The sequence below is a fragment of the Vibrio coralliilyticus genome (assembly GCF_024449095.1).
Lineage (GTDB): Bacteria > Pseudomonadota > Gammaproteobacteria > Enterobacterales > Vibrionaceae > Vibrio > Vibrio coralliilyticus_A.
Window position 1 is genome coordinate 2205331 of the sequence record NZ_CP024627.1, and the last position, 14338, is coordinate 2219668.

At 44.5% G+C, this 14338-nt stretch carries 13 protein-coding genes; 9 read left to right on the forward strand and 4 right to left on the reverse strand.

The annotated features are described in order from the left end of the window. The first annotated feature begins 23 nt into the window (after nucleotides 1-23). Nucleotides 24-272, forward strand: a complete 249-nt coding sequence (locus tag CTT30_RS10280; RefSeq protein ID WP_239865666.1) for a YkgJ family cysteine cluster protein — start codon at nucleotides 24-26, stop codon at nucleotides 270-272. A gap of 76 nt (nucleotides 273-348) precedes the next feature. Here the strand turns inward: CTT30_RS10280 and CTT30_RS10285 are convergent, their stop codons facing one another. Together CTT30_RS10285 and CTT30_RS10290 are read right to left on the reverse strand one after the other, a co-directional pair. Next, nucleotides 349-1320 carry a lytic murein transglycosylase gene (locus CTT30_RS10285; protein WP_252035088.1) on the reverse strand — a complete coding sequence of 324 codons (972 nt, stop codon included), beginning with the start codon at nucleotides 1318-1320 and terminating at the stop codon, nucleotides 349-351. A 61-nt stretch (nucleotides 1321-1381) separates the two neighbouring features. Beyond that, complete coding sequence (locus CTT30_RS10290; RefSeq protein WP_239838213.1) at nucleotides 1382-1663, reverse strand: YcgL domain-containing protein; 282 nt, start codon at nucleotides 1661-1663, stop codon at nucleotides 1382-1384. Between the two features lie 161 nt (nucleotides 1664-1824). Between CTT30_RS10290 and minC the strand changes: the two genes are divergently transcribed. From minC to minE, 3 genes are read left to right on the forward strand one after another with little or no spacing between them, the layout of a single operon-like run. Continuing rightward, nucleotides 1825-2487, forward strand: coding sequence for a septum site-determining protein MinC (gene minC / locus CTT30_RS10295; protein ID WP_239875612.1), 663 nt, complete (start codon nucleotides 1825-1827; stop codon nucleotides 2485-2487). 18 nt (nucleotides 2488-2505) lie between these two features. Continuing rightward, nucleotides 2506-3318, forward strand: coding sequence for a septum site-determining protein MinD (gene minD / locus CTT30_RS10300; RefSeq protein WP_239838212.1), 813 nt, complete (start codon nucleotides 2506-2508; stop codon nucleotides 3316-3318). Beyond that, a complete protein-coding gene (gene minE, locus CTT30_RS10305; protein ID WP_239838211.1) occupies nucleotides 3319-3582 on the forward strand; it encodes a cell division topological specificity factor MinE in 264 nt (87 codons plus the stop codon). It begins immediately after the preceding gene. A gap of 228 nt (nucleotides 3583-3810) precedes the next feature. On the opposite strand, the gene adhE is transcribed toward minE, so the two are convergent. Then, on the reverse strand, nucleotides 3811-6513 hold the full coding sequence (gene adhE / locus CTT30_RS10310; RefSeq protein ID WP_252035090.1) for a bifunctional acetaldehyde-CoA/alcohol dehydrogenase: 2703 nt from the start codon (nucleotides 6511-6513) through the stop codon (nucleotides 3811-3813). 638 nt (nucleotides 6514-7151) lie between these two features. On the opposite strand from adhE, the gene CTT30_RS10315 reads away from it, so the two are divergent. Together CTT30_RS10315 and CTT30_RS10320 are read left to right on the forward strand one after the other, a co-directional pair. Next, nucleotides 7152-7790 carry a YchE family NAAT transporter gene (locus tag CTT30_RS10315; protein ID WP_239838209.1) on the forward strand — a complete coding sequence of 213 codons (639 nt, stop codon included), beginning with the start codon at nucleotides 7152-7154 and terminating at the stop codon, nucleotides 7788-7790. A 50-nt stretch (nucleotides 7791-7840) separates the two neighbouring features. Then, nucleotides 7841-8680, forward strand: a complete 840-nt coding sequence (locus tag CTT30_RS10320) for an ion transporter (RefSeq protein WP_239865663.1) — start codon at nucleotides 7841-7843, stop codon at nucleotides 8678-8680. Between the two features lie 93 nt (nucleotides 8681-8773). Here the strand turns inward: CTT30_RS10320 and asd are convergent, their stop codons facing one another. Continuing rightward, the gene (asd, locus tag CTT30_RS10325) at nucleotides 8774-9889 is read right to left on the reverse strand and encodes an aspartate-semialdehyde dehydrogenase (RefSeq protein WP_239838207.1); all 1116 of its coding nucleotides are present in this window, start codon (nucleotides 9887-9889) and stop codon (nucleotides 8774-8776) included. A gap of 446 nt (nucleotides 9890-10335) precedes the next feature. Here asd and nhaC point away from each other — a divergent pair, with 446 nt between their 5' ends. The 3 genes from nhaC (at nucleotide 10336) to CTT30_RS10340 (ending at nucleotide 14300) form a co-directional block, all read left to right on the forward strand. Then, on the forward strand, nucleotides 10336-11769 hold the full coding sequence (gene nhaC / locus CTT30_RS10330; protein WP_252035092.1) for a Na+/H+ antiporter NhaC: 1434 nt from the start codon (nucleotides 10336-10338) through the stop codon (nucleotides 11767-11769). Nucleotides 11770-11984: 215 nt separating this feature from the next. After that, nucleotides 11985-12713, forward strand: a complete 729-nt coding sequence (locus tag CTT30_RS10335) for a GntR family transcriptional regulator (RefSeq protein ID WP_252035093.1) — start codon at nucleotides 11985-11987, stop codon at nucleotides 12711-12713. Nucleotides 12714-12920: 207 nt separating this feature from the next. Next, complete coding sequence (locus CTT30_RS10340) at nucleotides 12921-14300, forward strand: PTS transporter subunit EIIC (RefSeq protein WP_252035095.1); 1380 nt, start codon at nucleotides 12921-12923, stop codon at nucleotides 14298-14300. The last annotated feature ends 38 nt before the right edge of the window (nucleotides 14301-14338 follow it).

Genomic DNA, 14338 nt, shown 5'->3' on the forward strand with positions numbered 1-14338 from the left:
TTATTTTTAATGAGATCGTAAGTATGGAATGCAGATTGGGTTGTGGAGCATGTTGTATCGCACCGAGTATTTCTTCTCCAATTCCTGGTATGCCAAAAGGCAAACCTGCCGGAATACGGTGTGTTCAGCTCAACGAAGACAATTTGTGTAAGTTATTTGGTAAGCCTGAAAGGCCGAAAGTTTGTTATGAATTCAAGCCTTGTCCTGTCGTTTGTGGTGACACCAACCAACACGCGCTCGACAACATAACCGAACTTGAAAGACTGACATAAGTTAACAGCTTATTGGCAGATTCAGGCAAAGCATCACAAACAAAAAGGAGCTCCAAAGAGCTCCTGTTCAGAACAATTACAATACGATTCTATCGGCCAAATGGCTGACAGCCAAAGCGAAATAGTACGAACGGTTCCACTTCATCAATACATTGTAGTTATTGTAAACTAGGTAAACACGGCCATTCGCATCATCTGGGGCTATCAACCAGGCTTTAATATCTTCATCCAGTTTGGGAAGTGGACGCCCATCGTAACGCGACACGCCTAGCTTGCTCCACTCCTGAAGGTATTTTCCTTTTGCCTCACTGCGCCCCTGAATACTGGTATCGAAACCATTTGGCAGTTTAACCTGACGCCCCCAAGTATAAGAGTCGGTCCAACCTGACTGGCTTAAGTAATTGGCCGCCGAAGCGAATACATCACTTTCGTTGTTCCAAATATCTTTCTTGCCATCACCGTTACCATCCGCAGCATAATTTAGGAAAGAACTCGGCATAAACTGGCATTGCCCCATCGCCCCAGCCCAAGACCCCTTCATGTTTTCAGGTTTGATATGGCCTTCTTCCAGGATAGTTAACGCCGCCATCGCTTCATTACGGAAAAATGCTTCACGGCGACCGTCATAAGCCATGGTCGATAAGGCATCAATGACGCTGTAATTACCGGTAAATTTACCAAAATTACTCTCAACGCCCCAAAGCGCGACAATAAATCGAGGTTGAACGCCGTATTCCTCACCAATACGATCAAGCTCACTTTTATGCTTGGTGTAAAGCTCTTTAGCCTGTTTGACTTTCCAGTCAGGCACCGCTCGCGGAATGTATTCATCCAGTGTGAGTTTTTTTTCTGGTTGGTTACGATCGGCTTTCACGGCCCGTGGTTTATATGTCACATCCTCAAAGGCTGCTGAAATCGTACGCTCAGAAATGCCCTTGGTTCGCGCTTCTTGTTTTAATCCTTCAACGTATTGCTCAAAGCTCAGCTCATTGGCAAAAGCTGAGCTCGCAATCGTTGCACCTAGTATGACTGACAATATTTTTTTCACATTGCCCTCCTTGAGCAATATTATGAGTCGCCAATAACTTCCCTATTATAGAAGAGAGAAGTTATTCTGATTGCTGGCGCGCTTTCTGTTCTTTATATTCGTCTAATAGATTCTTCGGTGGTGGCGGCAACTGAAGGAAAAAACCTTCCTCTTTCATTGATTGTTTCACTTTCTCAATGTCGACTTGAGCCAGTTGGCGCCCATCCAAGTTCACCATCATTACCATGGTAGGTTTGCCAAACATTTGCATTAATGTGTCAGGAACTTGTGAAAAATCATCCTTTTTCGGGATGTATAAGTATGCGCCTTCTTTTTTAGAACTTTTGTAAATTGCACAAAGCATGGGAAGCCTTTTGTCTGTTGAGATTCAGAGAACGTCAATGTTTCGCTATTTTTGAGAGCAAAACACTCAAATGAGTGCAAGATAACTTGCTGTGCTTAATGTGGGAATATAACATGACAACCCTAGTCTCAGGCAACGTCCTTACGAGGTTTCCAAAAAAGATGTCGAGTTCACCGGACCTGAAAGGTAGTAGTTTTACTTTGTCCGTTTTACACCTTTCAAATAACGATGTTGAAAATACCATTCAATTTCTCAGCGAAAAAGTCGAACAAGCACCGGCTTTTTTTGCTCAAGCCCCTGTTGTCATCAATATTTCAAAAGTTGATGGTGATATTGACTTTGCGAGACTAAAACAAGGAATTTCACAGGCGGGTATGATTCCTGTTGGCGTGACAGGGTGTCGTGATAAACGAACTCAGAACATGGCTTCAGATGCTGGTTTCGCCATCATGTCCGCTAGTAAATCGCCGTCTCAGGCGCCGGCTAAACTGGCTCCAACTAAAATCATTCGCACGCCTGTCCGTTCAGGGCAGCAGATTTATGCGAAAGATTGTGATTTGGTAGTATTAAGCCATGTCAGCGAAGGGGCCGAGGTTATTGCAGATGGTTCTATTCATATTCACGGAACACTTCGTGGTCGCGCGATTGCTGGTGCCAGTGGAAACACAGGTGCGGTGATCATCTGCAATAAGCTCAATGCCGAATTAATGTCGATTGCCGGACACTATTGGCTTACCGAACAGTTTGCTGATGAATTCTGGCAGAAAAAAATTATGTTCAGTTTGGACAATGACTCGCTCAAGTTCGAGTTGTTAACCGTTTAAGATTATAAGGAACACATAATGGCACGCATTATTGTTGTCACGTCAGGTAAAGGTGGTGTAGGTAAAACTACATCTAGTGCCGCAATTGCTTCAGGCTTGGCACTAAAAGGAAAGAAAACCGCAGTTATCGATTTTGATATTGGCCTGCGTAACCTCGATTTAATCATGGGCTGTGAACGCCGAGTTGTGTATGACTTTGTTAACGTCATCAACGGGGAAGCGACGCTGAATCAAGCCATGATCAAAGATAAGCGTACGGATAACCTATTTATCCTACCAGCGTCTCAAACACGTGATAAAGATGCATTAACCAAAGAAGGCGTTCGTCGCGTCTTTGATGAATTAGATGACATGGGTTTTGACTTCATCATCTGTGATTCTCCGGCAGGTATCGAGCAAGGTGCGCTGATGGCGCTATACTTTGCAGATGAAGCGATTGTAACCACAAACCCTGAAGTATCTTCAGTGCGTGACTCGGACCGTATTCTTGGTATTTTGGACTCTAAGTCTCGCCGAGCAGAAGAAGGCCTTGAGCCAGTAAGACAGCACCTACTTCTCACACGTTATAACCCAACACGTGTGACACAAGGTGAGATGCTGAGCGTAGAAGATGTCGAAGAGATCCTACATATCTCACTGCTTGGTGTTATCCCTGAAAGTCAGGCAGTACTCAACGCTTCAAACAAAGGTGTACCGGTGATCTTCGATAACGACACAGATGCGGGGATGGCTTATGACGACACTGTCGAGCGCCTGTTAGGTTCACAAGTGGATTTCCGCTTCTTAACAGAGCAGAAGAAAGGTATCTTCAAACGACTATTCGGAGGCTAAATGTCATTACTTGAGTTTTTCCGTCCGCAGAAAAAAACCTCTGCAAATTTAGCCAAAGAGCGCCTGCAAATTATAGTGGCAGAGCGTCGTAGTCAGGGTGACCCATCACCGTCCTACCTACCACAGCTAAAGGAAGATATCCTTAAAGTGATCGGTAAATACGTTGCCGTAGACCCATCGATGGTTGATCTTTCTTTTGAGCATAAGGACGACGACATTTCGGTACTAGAGCTGAATGTCAAACTTCCAGACGACGAGAAGTAGTTATCATTCACTTCAATGCGTAGGCACGTATACACGACATGTTTCAAAAGCCAATGTTTTACATTGGCTTTTTTATGCGAGCAAGTTTTATGACCAACCAACTAGTATCAACCTCTTTCCATCTCTATCACAACGAAAAAAGCCCCAACCTTTCGATTGGGGCTTGATCTTTTCCCGATTGTTAGGTTTCGTGCTAGCGAAAACCTATCTCATAACTAACGCTCCTACTTATGCGTTAGCTTTTGCTTTTTTTGACTTTGGTGCAGCTTTCGCGGCAACTTGATCAGCTTTCTTCTTGATGACTGTCGTACCTTCGAAAGTTTCACCTTCAACGAACGCTTTACCATAGTAAGACGCTAGTAATACTTCTTTCAGCTCAGTGATTAGAGGGTAACGTGGGTTCGCACCTGTACACTGATCATCAAACGCTTCTACCGCTAGTTCATCAAGCTTAGCAACAAAGTCAGCTTCAGCAACACCTGCCGCTTGGATAGACATTGGAATGTCTAGGTTAACTTTTAGTTCATCCAACCATGCTAGTAGACGCTCAATCTTCTGAGCAGTACGGTCACCTTCTTGGCTTAGGCCTAGGTGGTCAGCAACTTCAGCGTAACGACGACGTGCTTGTGGGCGGTCGTACTGAGAGAATGCAGTCTGCTTAGTTGGGTTATCGTTCGCGTTGTAACGTACTACGTTAGAGATTAGTAGTGCGTTCGCCAGACCGTGTGGTAGGTGGAACTCGGCACCAATCTTGTGCGCCATAGAGTGACAAACACCTAGGAATGCGTTCGCGAATGCAACACCAGCGATAGTTGCTGCGTTGTGTACTTTCTCACGAGCGATTGGGTCGTTTGCACCGTTCGCGTAGCTTGATGGTAGGTACTCTTTAAGCATCTTAAGTGCTTGTAGAGCTTGACCATCTGAGTATTCGTTCGCAAGAACAGATACGTAAGCTTCTAGAGCGTGAGTAACGGCATCGTAACCACCAAATGCTGTTAGAGACTTAGGCATGTTCATCACTAGGTTAGCATCTACGATAGCCATGTTTGGCGTGATTTCGTAGTCAGCTAGTGGGTACTTAGCACCAGTTTTGTCGTCAGTAACAACCGCGAATGGTGTAACTTCTGAACCAGTACCTGAAGTAGTAGTGATACATACAAGCTCAGCTTTTTGACCCATTTTAGGGAACTTGTAGATACGTTTACGGATGTCCATAAAGCGCATTGCAAGCTCTTCGAAGTGCGTGTCTGGGTGCTCGTACATAACCCACATGATTTTCGCAGCATCCATCGGAGAACCACCACCTAGCGCGATGATAGTGTCTGGTTGGAAGCTCTTCATTGCTTCAGCACCTTTCTCTACGACAGATAGCGTTGGATCCGCTTCTACGTCGAAGAAAGTTTGAACTTCCATGCCTTGAGCTTTAAGCAGGCTAACTACATCATCCGCGTAACCGTTGTTGAATAGGAAACGGTCAGTTACTAGGAATGCGCGTTTCTTACCTTCTAGGTCGCTCAGTGCGATAGGAAGGCTACCACGACGGAAATAGATAGACTTAGGTAGTTTGTGCCACAACATGTTTTCAGCTCGCTTCGCTACAGTTTTCTTGTTGATTAGGTGTTTAGGACCTACGTTCTCAGAGATAGAGTTACCACCCCATGAGCCACAACCTAGAGTTAGAGAAGGCGCAACGTTGAAGTTGTACAGATCACCGATACCACCGTGAGTCGTCGGGATGTTGATTAGGATACGAGCTGTCTTCATCTTGTCACCGAAGTAACGGATGCGGTCTGCGTTAACGTCTTGGTTAGTGTATAGACCAGACGTGTGACCGATACCACCGATCTCAACCATAGTTACAGCCTGAGCCACTGCGTCTTCGAAGTTGTCAGCACGGAATAGGCCTAGCGTTGGAGATAGTTTCTCGTGAGCAAATGCGTCGTCGTAAGATACTTTACCTAGACCTTCACCAACTAGAACTTTAGTATCTGCTGGAACCTTAACGCCTGCCATTTCAGCAATTGCTGGCGCTGGCTGACCAACGATTTTCGCGTTTAGTGCACCGTCAATAAGAAGAACTTTACGAACTTTCTCTGCTTCAGCTTTGCTTAGTACGTAAGCTTTGTGAGAAGCGAAACGCTCTTTAACTTCGTCGTAGACTTCGTCAACTACGATTGCAGCCTGCTCAGAAGCACATACTACGCCGTTATCGAAAGTCTTAGACATAAGGATAGAAGCGACAGCACGTTTGATGTCAGCGGTTTCATCGATAACGACAGGAACGTTACCTGCACCTACACCGATTGCTGGCTTACCAGAAGAGTAAGCGGCTTTAACCATGCCTGGACCACCAGTTGCAAGGATAAGAGCGATATCGTCGTGCTTCATGAGAGCGTTAGACAGCTCTACAGATGGCTGGTCGATCCAACCGATGATGTCTTTTGGAGCACCTGCTGCGACTGCTGCATCTAGAACAAGTTTAGCTGCGTCGTTAGTCGAGTTCTTCGCACGTGGGTGTGGCGAGAAGATGATACCGTTACGAGTCTTCAGAGAGATAAGAGATTTGAAGATTGCAGTAGAAGTAGGGTTAGTCGTTGGGACGATACCACAGATGATACCTACAGGCTCTGCGATAGTCATAGTACCTAGGTTGTCATCCTCTTCTAGGATGCCACAGGTTTTTTCATCTTTGTATTTGTTGTAGATAAACTCAGACGCAAAATGGTTCTTGATGACTTTATCTTCAACAATACCCATACCAGATTCTTCAACCGCTTGCTGAGCTAGCGGGATACGAGCTTGGTTAGCTGCAAGAGACGCAGCGCGGAAGATCGCATCTACTTGCTCCTGAGAGAAAGTAGCGAACTCTTCTTGCGCTTTTTTAACGCGAGCAATCATTGCATCTAGTTCAGCCATATTAGTTACAGGCATAGGGACTCTCCTAAAATTAACAAAATATTAAAAACTTTTTAGTAAGAAAACTGTGCTCGTATCGCTATCTAAATTACCAGTATTTCTTAGTAAATTGTTTTCAGAGCTGATTATATTATTTCAAGTTGTGAAAAAAATTGACCCAGATCAGTTCTGAAAAATTATTTACCCACTTAGTGGTATTAAACTTCAACGATTACACATAAGCAATTGAAATTAAACAAATAAAGGAAAAACAAAATACTCAGAAAATTTCCAACATTTGTATATCTCAAATATCTAATCGAACACAAACTGTAAAAAAGTTTCATTTATTGACCACGAACTTACATGTGATCCACTAACATTGTGCTACTAAGCTTATAACCTATAGAAAGTGAGGCACTATCATCCCTCTCTGTTTTTATCAAAAATGTGTAAGTGTTAACGTTTGTGTAAGTCAAATGGAAACTTATACACATTGTACGTAACAAAGTGTGTCATCTGTGTTTACGTTTCTGTCAGAAATTAGATTTTCTCAGTAATGAATTCAGATTAGCTTTAGATTTTTTCATTCGTGACTCAGCAAGTTTTCGACTATATTCCGCTTGTCACTCTTGTGATCCTGTTCTGGTCTTTACTTTGTGTAGGCATGCGTAATGCAAACGTTCGAAATTGCGATTTTTTTACAGTTCTTTCTAGGCTTAGTTGCCGCCGTCAACCCTGTCGGCATCATGCCGGTTTTTGTTTCTCTCACTGGTCATATGACGCTGGAAGAAAAACATAAGACGGCCACCACCGCTAATTTGGCTGTTGCCATCATATTAATAGTATCTTTACTCGCCGGTCAGATGCTGCTGGATATGTTCAGCATTTCACTGGATTCATTCCGTGTCGCAGGTGGTCTGCTACTACTTAGTATCGCTTTCTCAATGATGAGTGGTAAATTAGGTGAGGATAAACAGAACAAACAAGAGAAATCTGAGTATGTCAGCCGTGAACAAATAGGTGTTGTTCCCCTCGCGATGCCATTAATGGCTGGGCCAGGAGCCATCAGCTCAACCATTGTTTATGGCGCACGCTACCCAACCATGTTAGATACTGTCGGTATTATTATAACCGTCAGCTTATTCTGTCTTTGTTCTTGGTTTCTATTCCGCTCAGCACCACTGATTGTACGGTTTTTAGGCCAAACGGGTATTAACGTCATCACACGTATTATGGGGCTTATCTTGGGTGCGCTCGGTATCGAGTTCATTGCCAATGGCCTGCGTAACCTGTTTCCAGGATTAGCCTGATAACAAATAACTCGCTATGATAGAAAGATCTTTTCGTAAGTCTTTCTATCATGTCCAAAGAATCACTGAAAAATCAACTTTATGTCATTATTTTTGGTACCCATACTCGGGCCGGAAAAGCCTTTGACATCGCGTTGATTATTGCCATTATCTCTTCGCTCATTGTTCTGGTTCTGGAGTCAGTACCCACCATTCATGCTAAGTGGGCGACAGAATTACGCTATCTGGAATATACCTTTACCGGCTTATTTACTTTAGAGTATCTACTGCGACTCTACTGCTCGCCAAAGCCAGTGGCTTACGCTAAGAGCTTTTATGGTGTCATCGATTTACTGGCTATCCTGCCAACATACCTGACTCTATTCTTCCCTTCTGCTTCATTTATGGGAGTGATTCGCGCCATTCGGGTCTTACGGATTTTTCGCGTACTTAAACTCGTGCGCTATCTACAAGAATCGAATATATTGCTACGCTCTCTGTTGATGGCACGGAGAAAAATCTTCGTCTTTTTCAGTTCGGTTGCAATCCTAGTAATTATTTTTGGCGCGCTGATATATGTTATCGAAGGCCCCAAAAATGGCTTTACCAGTATTCCCCTAAGTATTTATTGGGCCATTGTCACTATCACGACCGTTGGCTATGGTGATTTGGTCCCACAAACCATTCTCGGTAAAGCGATCGCTTCCATCACTATGCTAATGGGCTACTCAATTATTGCAGTACCAACCGGCATTATCACTGCTGAACTGCATCAAGAGATGAATGCTCATAAAAGCCTAGTCCGCTGCCCAAACTGCTCTCGTTCAGGGCATGATTCAGATGCTATACATTGCAAACACTGTGGAAGTAAGTTGGCCGACCCTGACCGAAGGATAGTCGTTGAAGATTAGATGTTAGAGTAATGAGAAAGGATTGACGTTCAGCGTCAATCCTTTCTATTTTTACAAACCAAACCCAAAAGCAGGGCACATTTGCACTAATGATTACGCTTTTTCAGCTAGGATGATTCGCAACGTTCGACGAAGTGGCTCTGCCGCCCCCCAAAGAAGTTGGTCACCAACAGTGAAGGCATTAAGGAAATCATCCCCCATCGCCATTTTACGTAGGCGGCCTACAGGAATCGACAGAGTTCCAGTCACCTTCGCTGGCGTTAACTCTTCTGCTGTAATATCGCGATCATTAGGAATCACTTTCACCCAATCGTTGTGCGTCGCGATCATCTCTTCGATTTCATCCATCGGTACATTTTGTTTAAGTTTGATGGTCAACGCTTGAGAATGACAACGCATCGCACCAATACGAACACAAGTACCATCAATAGGCACCGGCGACTCTTGGAAGCCAAGGATCTTGTTTGCTTCTGCACCCGCTTTCCATTCTTCTTTACTCTGGCCATTGTCGCGTTTCACATCGATCCAAGGAATCAAAGAGCCCGCTAGTGGCACACCAAACTTATCAGTCGGGAACGAACCACTGCGCATAGTGTCTGCCACCTTCTGATCAATCTCAAGAATGGAACTTGAAGGATTCGCCAGTTCAGAACTCACGGAATCATTAATGACACCCATTTGCGAGATTAGCTCACGCATGTTTTGCGCCCCAGCACCAGAAGCAGCTTGGTAAGTCATGGCACTGGTCCATTCAACCAAGCCTTTTTCAAACAGGCCACCCAAACCCATCAGCATCAAACTCACGGTACAGTTACCACCAACAAACGTATTGGTTCCGCCATGGATGCCTTGTTGGATCTGAGCCATATTGACAGGATCTAACGTAATGATAGAGTCTTGCGCCATGCGTAGCGTTGATGCAGCATCAATCCAGTAGCCTTTCCAACCCGCTTGACGAAGTGCTGGATACACCTTTTCTGTATAACTTCCGCCTTGACAAGTCACAACAGCATCAAGCTGTTTTAAACTTTCGATGTCAAAAGCATCTTGCAGAAGGCCTGCATCTTTACCTAAGTTTGGAGCAGGGATACCTACCTGAGAAGTGCTGTAAAATACCGGCTCAATAAGATCGAAGTCTTTTTCTTCAACCATGCGTTGCATTAGAACAGAACCCACCATGCCACGCCAACCGACTAAACCTACTCTCATTCTCAACTCTCCGTGTACATTATTTAAAAAAGACTTCCACAATCTTTCAATTTTCCCAACAAAATCTCAAGGAAAAATTCCCCTATTCTGTCACTTTTGCATCCTTTTTTTAAATTTCTGCCTCAAATGACTTTTTATCTCTTGTTTGCATATTCATGACTTTTTACAACAATACATTCAATTTACCGCACAACGAAGAAATCTTCGTGCTACAAGCCATTTACAAAAACAATCATTTCAAACCATTACTTTTAACCATTGTTAATATATTTAACTAGCAATAAATACATCAATAGATTTAAATCACATCGGAGTTGTATTTGTTCGAAATATTATTCTGAGTCATGTAAAGTGCTTTGTGTACCCAAATGAGTAAATTATCTCAATATGTTCCACCCCCATACTTGTTGGAGCATATGGCTTATAACACATATAAGAGGCTCTGCATGACGCAACTCACCCCCCGTTTACCAAGCCTGCTGCAAGTTATCGTTGCGCTTGGTTTATTTTTGCTAATGGCTTTTTCATTCACCGCCCAGCTCGACTTACCCATTCAGCTAGCCCTATATATTGGCTGGTTTGTCATTATGGTGCTTGGCATTCGTCTTGGTCACCAATACAAAGACTTAGAAAAATCAGCACTTAACGGCATTTCTAATGGTCTTGGTGCTGTTTTAATCCTTCTTGCTGTTGGTGCACTCGTGGGGACTTGGATTTCAGGCGGTATTGTCCCAACCATCATTTATTACGGTCTTAAAGCGATTCACCCATCTATCTTCTTACTTGCGACAATGATCATCTGTTCATTGACAGCATTAGCAACGGGAACTTCATGGGGTGCCGCAGGTACAGCGGGTATTGCAATGATGGGCATAGGTCAAGGGCTAGGCGTACCTGCACCAATCACAGCAGGTGCTGTTTTGTCAGGCTGCTACTTTGGTGACAAGATGTCTCCACTGTCAGACTCTGTCATTCTGGCATCATCAATGTCCAATGTTGAAGTGGTTGAACACATTAAAGGAATGCTGCCGATTGCTCTGATCAGCTACATCATCACCGGCATTATGTTTACTGCATTCGGTTTCCACTATGCAGGCAACGTTGATATGACGCAGGTTCAATCAGTTATTGATGCGATGGAGAAACAGTTCTACATCACACCTTATTCGTTTGTCCCTGTAATGATTGTACTTGGTTTGTTAGCGATGCGTATGCCCTCCTTCCCAGTGATCAGTTTTGGATCATTACTGGGTATTATCTGGGCTGTCATGATTCAAGATGTCGACTTCCTTCAAGCATTTAACACCGCATGGGCTCCATTCCACATTGAGTCAGGGGTTGGCTTTATCGATTCGATCTTAAACCGTGGCGGTATGTCTTCTATGCTAGGTTCAGTCGCAGTAATCGTGTTTGGTTTAGGCTTTGGTGGCCTGCTCGATAAAGTTGGTGTACTGGAAACTATCGCTAAACTATTTGAACGCCGCGTACAAAGCCCAGGTTCACTGGCCACCAGCACTATTGGTACTGCTTTCCTAGGCAACGTGTTTGGCTCTGCGATGTATGTTTCCCTGATCCTCACTCCGAAGATCTGCGCGAAAAACTACGATCGCCTTGGCTACAAGCGTAAGAACCTGTCACGAAATGCCGAATTCGGCGGTACGCTAACATCTGGCATGGTTCCGTGGAGTGACAACGGTATCTATATGGCAAGCATCTTAGGTGTCGCCACACTTTCATATGCGCCATTTATGTGGCTAAGTTTTGTGTGTATTTTGGTAACGATTATTACCTCGTACATGGGTTGGTTTGTCGATAAGTGCGAACCCACAGCTCCAGCGAGTGCAGAAGAGACACCAGAATTAAGCAAACAAACCGCTTAAGTGCGTAGTTACAACCCAACTCGGGTTCTATAGACTCGTGCCTCGAAGGCACGAGTCTGCATTATTATCATTGATTCCTTTCACTCCCCCCTTTCATTTTTCTTGCTCTGTCATAAGCTATCGATGGCGGAATCTCAGCCACTTAAGTACAATTCAAACGCACTGCTTATCTTCAAAGCCTTCCTTCTAAATGGAGCCTTTATTGCGATCCCACTATGACTGAGCTATTCGATCCAAAAAAACTGCAACCCTTATACATTCAAGTTGCGGACAAGATTAAACAAGAAATCGACAAAGGTACCTACCCGGCGGGCAGTAAACTGCCTTCGGAAAATCAACTCGTTGAAGTGCTTGAAGTCAGCCGTGTTACTGTGCGCAAAGCACTGCAGCAACTGACCGGACTTGGCTACATTTTTTCCGAAAAAGGCAAAGGCAGCTTTGTAAAAGCCAACAAACTTAAGCATGACTTTTTATCCATGTCAGGCTTTGCTCAAGAAGCAGCGGGGGCTGGGTTAGAGGCACAAAATATAGTCGACGAATTTCAAGTAATCCCAGCGACTGAATTAGTTGCACAAAAACTCAACATCGCACAGGGAGAGCCAGTGAACTTCGCGCGCCGCTTGCGCTTAATCGAAGATCAGGTGGTATCCTACGAAGAATTCTATATTCCTCGTGTTTTGCTACCGGATCTCACCAAAGAAGATTTAGAAGGGTCCAAGTTCGAATACTTAAGCCGCCATGGCATTGAGATGGTAAAGACACAACAGAAGCTCATCCCCACCCTACCAGATAATGATGCACAACGGTTATTAGCCGCCGATAAGCTAGAGCCTATATTGATTAACCAATCGCAGAACTTCTATGAAGAACGGAAAATCTACGAGTATTCCATCGTGTATTACAAGTCGAGCTTATACGATTTTGAAATCACCGCACGCGTCTAACTGAACAGTTAATAGCCCACAAATGTGGGCTATTTTTTTATTTGTTTTGGTAATAGATAAGCAACCCTGTGCATTCCAGGTCAATGACAAGTGTGACGAGCAACAAAAAATGGAAAGGAAAAACACAACCTGTATTCTACCTGCATTACTATAAATACAAGTTAAATACAGGTTGATATTTCTTTGCACTCTTAGGAGACAAAACTTATGGCGCGAGATGCGAACGTTGTAGCGAATACCGTTATGGCCTCACTCGGTGGAGAGGCGAACATCGCTCAGCTAAATCATTGTGCAACACGTCTACGTGTTGTCGCCAAGGACGACTCGAAAGTAGACGCTGAAGGACTCAGCGCAACAGAAGGTGTACACGGTTACTTCTTTCAAAACGGTCAACACCAAGTGATCTTGGGTACAGGTTTTGTCGGTAAGGTGTTCGCTATCATGAAAGGTAACGACTCAGTTGAAGAGACAATCGAGTCTGAAGAGAAAAAAGAGAAAGTCAGCGCTTTCCAAGCAGTAACGCGCACCTTCTCTGATATTTTCGTCGCAATTATCCCAGCTTTAGTCGCCACCGGTTTACTTATGGGTTTGCGTGGCCTATTGGTCAATGGCTTTGGGGTTGAGCTGTCTCCTCAGCTAAACATCCTATCGCAGGTTCTGACCGACACTGCCTTTATCTTCATCCCAGTTTTGGTGACTTGGTCTGCCATGCGTGTGTTTGGCGGTAACCCTGTTCTCGGTATTGTACTCGGTTTGATGCTCGTTGCTCCGCAACTTGCGAGCAAATGGGACGTTGCATTTGGTAATGCTGAAGCATTAATGATTCCATTCATGGGCTTTGACATTGCGGTGACAGGCCTACAAAGCTCGATTCTTCCAGCAGTATTTATGGGTTGGTTTGCGGCCATGGTTGAGCGCACCTCACGCAAATACATCCCAGAAGTGTTGGATCTGATTATTACGCCTTTCATCACGCTACTTGTATCGCTGATTGCGGGCTTAGTATTTGTTGGTCCAATCCTACTCGGCGCGGAAAAGTTGATCACAGAAGCGGTGCTTTACTTCCTACAAATTCCATACGGTATTGGTGGCCTAATTTACGGCGGCGCGATCCAGTTCATGGCGGTAACCGGTATGCACCACACTATCGTGCCTATTACGATTGCCATGGTGACAGACACAGGTTTCGACTTCATCAACCCACTAGGTACAGCAGCAATTGCAGGTCAGTTTGGCGCAGCAATGGCCGTGATGACCATGCAAACCAACAAGGTTAAACGTTCAGGCATGTTTGGTGCCACGCTGCCAGCACTATTTGGCATCACTGAACCTGCGATGTTCGCAGTAACACTGCCACGCGTAAAGCCATTCCTATATGGCTGTCTAGGCGGAGCTATCGGTGGCTGTATCGGTGCTATCGCAGGCATCGGCTCTGCAGGTACAGGCGCAACCATGCTTCCAGGCATCCTGCTTTATCTTGGTGGCGGTTTAGGTATGTACATTGTGGTTATGTTAGTCGGTGCAATCACTGCATTCGCTTTAACCAAGCTGTTCTACAAAGAGCCTGAAACGCTAGCTAGCAAGTAATCCGAACCGAACGCATTCCTTTTTATACTGTTTTTTGA